5 protein-coding genes are annotated in these 5,144 nt (G+C 43.7%); 4 read left to right on the top strand and 1 reads right to left on the bottom strand.

Annotated elements, in window-relative coordinates:
* On the top strand, positions 1–963 hold a 963-nt coding region (locus tag AB4496_RS17925), incomplete at its 5' end, for a transketolase-like TK C-terminal-containing protein (RefSeq protein ID WP_372131525.1).
* A gap of 74 nt (positions 964–1,037) precedes the next feature.
* On the opposite strand, the gene AB4496_RS17920 is transcribed toward AB4496_RS17925, so the two are convergent.
* Positions 1,038–1,274: a hypothetical protein gene (locus AB4496_RS17920; protein ID WP_012604808.1), complete on the bottom strand. Its 237-nt coding sequence runs from the start codon at positions 1,272–1,274 to the stop codon at positions 1,038–1,040.
* Positions 1,275–1,474: 200 nt separating this feature from the next.
* Here AB4496_RS17920 and epd point away from each other — a divergent pair, with 200 nt between their 5' ends.
* The 3 genes from epd to fbaA all read left to right on the top strand — a co-directional run bounded on the left by epd (position 1,475) and on the right by fbaA (position 5,086).
* Complete coding sequence (epd, locus tag AB4496_RS17915) at positions 1,475–2,524, top strand: erythrose-4-phosphate dehydrogenase (protein ID WP_029222970.1); 1,050 nt, start codon at positions 1,475–1,477, stop codon at positions 2,522–2,524.
* A 166-nt stretch (positions 2,525–2,690) separates the two neighbouring features.
* A complete protein-coding gene (locus tag AB4496_RS17910) occupies positions 2,691–3,854 on the top strand; it encodes a phosphoglycerate kinase (protein ID WP_029223849.1) in 1,164 nt (387 codons plus the stop codon).
* Between the two features lie 155 nt (positions 3,855–4,009).
* The gene (gene fbaA, locus AB4496_RS17905) at positions 4,010–5,086 is read left to right on the top strand and encodes a class II fructose-bisphosphate aldolase (protein WP_009847671.1); all 1,077 of its coding nucleotides are present in this window, start codon (positions 4,010–4,012) and stop codon (positions 5,084–5,086) included.
* The last annotated feature ends 58 nt before the right edge of the window (positions 5,087–5,144 follow it).

The raw sequence follows: 5,144 nt of genomic DNA, 5'->3' as shown, positions 1-5,144 counted from the left end.
GCTGATCTTCAAGCTAACCCAGCAAACATCGCATCACGTAAAGCATCTCAAAATGCTCTAGAAGCATTCGGTGCTATGCTACCTGAATTCATGGGCGGCTCTGCTGACCTTGCGCCTTCTAACCTAACTATGTGGTCTGGTTCTAAGTCTCTTGAAGCAAACGACTTCTCTGGTAACTACATCCACTACGGTGTACGTGAATTCGGTATGACGGCTATCATGAACGGTATCGCTCTGCACGGTGGTTTCGTACCATACGGCGCAACGTTCCTAATGTTCATGGAATACGCACGTAACGCAATGCGTATGGCTGCTCTGATGAAAGTTCAGAACATTCAAGTTTACACGCATGACTCTATCGGTCTTGGCGAAGATGGTCCTACTCACCAACCGGTTGAGCAGATCGCTTCTCTACGTCTGACTCCAAACATGAGCACATGGCGCCCATGTGACCAAGTTGAGTCTGCTGTTGCTTGGAAACTAGCAATCGAACGCAAAGATGGTCCTTCTGCACTTATCTTCTCTCGTCAGAACCTTGCACAGCAAGACCGTGACGCAGAGCAAGTGGCAAACATCGCTAAGGGTGGTTACATCCTGAAAGATTGTGAAGGCAAACCAGAGCTTATCCTTATCGCAACTGGTTCTGAAGTTGAGCTAGCGGTTAGCGCTGCTGCTGAACTAACAACTGAAGGCAAGAAAGTACGCGTAGTATCTATGCCTGCTACTGACGCATTCGACAAGCAAGACGCAGAATACCGCGAGTCTGTACTTCCATCTGACGTTACAGCACGTATCGCAGTAGAAGCTGGTATCGCTGACTTCTGGTACAAATACGTTGGCTTCGGTGGCAAGATCATCGGCATGACAACGTTTGGCGAATCTGCACCAGCAGGCGAGTTATTCAAGATGTTCGGTTTCACTACTGAAAACGTAGTAAACACTGCAAAAGAGCTTCTTGCTTAATCATTCGTTGTAACGCGAATAGAAAAAAACCGAGCCACTGGCTCGGTTTTTTATTTGGCTTTCAGAAACATGAGTTACTCGAATTCATTTCCCCAATTATCAAGTTCTCTAGTCCCACAGACCTTACATTCAACGTAACGATCCATGTTGTAGTAATGACCACCATTGATAATTGAATTAGCAAACAGCTTTATTCTTCCTAACAAAGTTTTGTCGGTATCATAGCTGCTTGTTTGGCGAACAAGAACTTCACTATGTGGCGTTTCTTTATTGCACGTTTTACAAAAATGAGTCGCTGGGAATCCAGACATAACCTTTTCCTTTGGTTGAGAAAACTAGGTTAGAAATAGCCGTAGGATTAGGTAAAACTCATTTTTTATGATTACATTGAAATGGCTGATATGCCATGTTAATGGATTGTTTTTGTCGAGTTATACCACTCAATTAATGCGCTTTGAATAGGATTCAGTTATCATCTGTTGCACGAAATTTTGGTTAGATGTACGGAACTATGCTAAAAGTCGCGATAAATGGATTTGGACGAATAGGGCGCAATGTATTGCGCGCTGTCTATGAAAGTGGCAAAAGCCAACAAATCAAAGTAGTAGCGGTCAATGAGCTTGCTCAACCTGACGCTATGGCTCACCTATTGCAGTACGACACCAGTCACGGCCGCTTCGGCAAGAAAATCTCTAATGATCAAGAGCACATTTATGTTCATCATGGCATTGGTGCTGAAGATAAAGGCGAGTTTGATACCATTCGTATCTTACACCTGGCTGATATTGAACTGTTGCCTTGGCGTGATCTTGAAGTCGATATTGTTCTCGATTGTACCGGTGTTTACGGTTGCCGAGATGATGGCCTAGCGCACATCGCTGCTGGAGCTAAAAAGGTACTGTTTTCACACCCTGGTGCTAACGACCTTGATAACACCATCATCTATGGTGTAAATCACGATACTATCGAAGCTGACCACCGAATCGTTTCCAATGGTTCATGCACCACTAACTGTATTGTCCCTATCATTAAAGTACTTGATGATGCCTTTGGTATTGAGTCAGGTACCATTACGACCATTCACTCTTCAATGAATGATCAGCAAGTTATTGATGCATACCATAGCGACTTGCGTCGTACTCGAGCAGCAAGCCAATCAATCATTCCTGTCGACACTAAATTGCATAAAGGTATTGAAAGAATCTTCCCGAAATTTTCTAACAAGTTCGAAGCGATATCTGTGCGTGTGCCGACGGTAAACGTCACTGCGATGGATTTAAGTGTCACAATTAATACAAATGTGAAAGTTAATGACGTAAATCAAACCATTGTTAATGCTTCCCAGTGTACATTACACAATATAGTTGACTATACTGAAGCGCCGCTCGTTTCCATCGACTTTAATCACGATCCCCATAGCGCAATCGTTGATGGTTCACAAACTCGAGTGAGCAATGGCACCTTAGTGAAAATGCTGGTGTGGTGTGACAATGAATGGGGCTTTGCGAACCGAATGCTGGATACGGTTCTTGCAATGCAAGCTTCAGAAGGCAAGAAGTAAGACCTAGAAGCAAATGTGTGGATTATTTATTTTTTAGCTTGAAATAAATACTAAGTGTCCACATATTATTAGCAGTTAAAGCATTACCAGTTGAATAATTTATAGGCTTAGCAGGGTTGCTGAGTTTCCAAAACTTTATTTTTATTTAAATTTGAGAGGACAAATCATGTCTGTGATCAAGATGACTGACCTGGAACTTGCAGGTAAACGCGTATTCATCCGTGCTGACCTAAACGTACCAGTAAAAGACGGTAAAGTAACTTCAGATGCACGTATCCTAGCATCTCTACCAACTATCAAACTTTGCCTAGAAGCTGGCGCAAAAGTTATGGTTACTTCTCACCTTGGTCGTCCTACTGAAGGCGAGTACAACGAAGAGTTCTCTCTAGCTCCTGTAGTTAACTACCTAAACGACGCACTAAACTGTGACGTTAAACTAGCGAAAGATTACGTAAATGGTCTTGAGCTAAACGCTGGTGAACTAACTGTTCTTGAAAACGTTCGCTTTAACAAAGGCGAGAAGAAGAACGAAGAAGCTCTTTCTAAGCAATACGCTGCACTATGTGACATCTTCGTAATGGATGCATTCGGTACAGCTCACCGTGCTCAAGCGTCTACACACGGCGTTGGTACTTACGCTCCTGTAGCATGTGCTGGTCCTCTTCTAGCTGCTGAGCTTGAAGCGCTTGGTAAAGCAATGGACAACCCAGCTCGCCCACTAGTGGCTATCGTTGGTGGTTCTAAAGTTTCTACTAAACTAACCGTTCTAGAATCTCTTTCTAAAATCGCTGACCAACTTGTTGTTGGTGGTGGTATCGCGAACACGTTCATCGCTGCTGAAGGCCACAACGTAGGTAAGTCTCTATACGAAGCTGACCTAGTTGAAACAGCTCAGAAGCTAATGAAAGAGTGTGCTATCCCAGTAGCGACTGACGTTGCATGTGCTAAAGCATTCGACGAAAACGCAGAAGCTGAAATCAAGCACGTTTCTGAAGTTCAAGACGACGACATGATCTTCGACCTTGGCCCTGATTCAACTGCAGCTCTAGCTGAAATCATCGGCAACGCGAAAACTATTCTTTGGAACGGCCCTGTAGGTGTATTCGAATTCAAGAACTTCGAAGCGGGTACAGCTGGTATTTCTAAAGCAATCGCTGATTCTGAAGGTTTCTCAGTAGCGGGCGGTGGTGACACGCTAGCAGCTATCGACAAGTTCGGTATCAAAGCAGATGTTTCTTACATCTCTACTGGTGGCGGTGCTTTCCTTGAGTTTGTTGAAGGCAAAGTACTTCCTGCAGTAGCTATGCTTGAAGAGCGTGCTAAAGCGTAATTGATTTAGAAAGGCGAGGTACGAATCTCGCCTTTTAACGTTTGCTGCATATCACACTTATTTGCTAGAATAGCGGAAGTTGTGAGCAAACGATTGCAAATTTTTAAACTTAAGTTTTTTATCTTAAAACGAATAGAATAAATAGGACTATTTCCATGTCTAAGATCTTCGATTTTGTAAAACCTGGTGTAATTTCTGGCGATGACGTACAGAAAGTATTTGAAGTAGCAAAAGAAAACAAATTTGCTCTTCCTGCAGTAAACGTTGTTGGTACTGACTCTATTAACGCAGTACTAGAAGCGGCTGCTAAAGTTAAGTCTCCAGTTGTTGTTCAGTTCTCTAACGGCGGCGCTGCATTCTTCGCAGGTAAAGGCGTTAAACTTGAAGGTCAAGGCGCACAAGTTCTTGGTGCTGTAGCTGGTGCAAAATACGTACACGCTGTCGCTGAGTCTTACGGTGTTCCAGTTATCCTGCATACTGACCACGCTGCTAAGAAACTTCTACCATGGATCGACGGTCTACTAGACGCTGGTGAAGAGTTCTTCGCACAAACTGGTAAGCCTCTATTCTCTTCTCACATGCTAGACCTTTCTGAAGAGTCTCTAGAAGAGAACATCGAAACATGTGCTACTTACCTAGCTCGCATGGCTAAAATGGACATGACAATCGAGATCGAACTTGGTTGTACTGGTGGTGAAGAAGACGGCGTTGATAACTCTGATATGGACGCATCTGAGCTTTACACTTCTCCAGAAGACGTAGCATACGCATACGAGAAGCTAATGGCTGTTAGCCCACGTTTCACTATCGCTGCATCTTTCGGTAACGTACACGGTGTTTACCAAGCTGGTAACGTTGTACTTACTCCAACTATCCTACGTGACTCTCAAGCATACTGTGCAGAGAAGTTCGGTATTGCACCTAACGCTCTAAACTTCGTATTCCACGGTGGTTCTGGTTCTTCTGAAGCAGAAATCCAAGAGTCTATTGGCTACGGTGTTATCAAAATGAACATCGATACTGATACACAGTGGGCAACTTGGGATGGTATCCGTCAGTACTCTGCTGATAACTTCGATTTCCTACAAGGTCAAATCGGTAACCCAACTGGCGAAGCTGCGCCAAACAAGAAGTACTACGATCCACGCGTATGGCTACGTGCTGCTCAGTCTTCAATGGTTACTCGTCTTGAGAAAGCATTCGCTGACCTTAATGCTGTAGACGTACTATAATTCTTTGAATTAAGTACTCTTTAAGTTTTAAAAACCCGCTCATTGAGCGGGTTTTTTT

The sequence above is a fragment of the Vibrio sp. 10N.222.46.A1 genome, from assembly GCF_041473595.1.
In the GTDB taxonomy this organism is placed as follows: domain Bacteria; phylum Pseudomonadota; class Gammaproteobacteria; order Enterobacterales; family Vibrionaceae; genus Vibrio; species Vibrio tasmaniensis_A.
The sequence above is the reverse complement of the archived record's forward strand: the minus strand, read 5'-3'. Positions and strand labels throughout refer to the sequence as shown.

Bases quoted from the DNA above. Each gene is read 5' to 3' on its own strand.
- AB4496_RS17920 (WP_012604808.1), bottom strand. From the start codon at position 1,274: ATGTCTGGATTCCCAGCGACTCATTTTTGTAAAACGTGCAATAAAGAA.
- epd (WP_029222970.1), top strand. From the start codon at position 1,475: ATGCTAAAAGTCGCGATAAATGGATTTGGACGAATAGGGCGCAATGTA.
- AB4496_RS17910 (WP_029223849.1), top strand. From the start codon at position 2,691: ATGTCTGTGATCAAGATGACTGACCTGGAACTTGCAGGTAAACGCGTA.
- fbaA (WP_009847671.1), top strand. From the start codon at position 4,010: ATGTCTAAGATCTTCGATTTTGTAAAACCTGGTGTAATTTCTGGCGAT.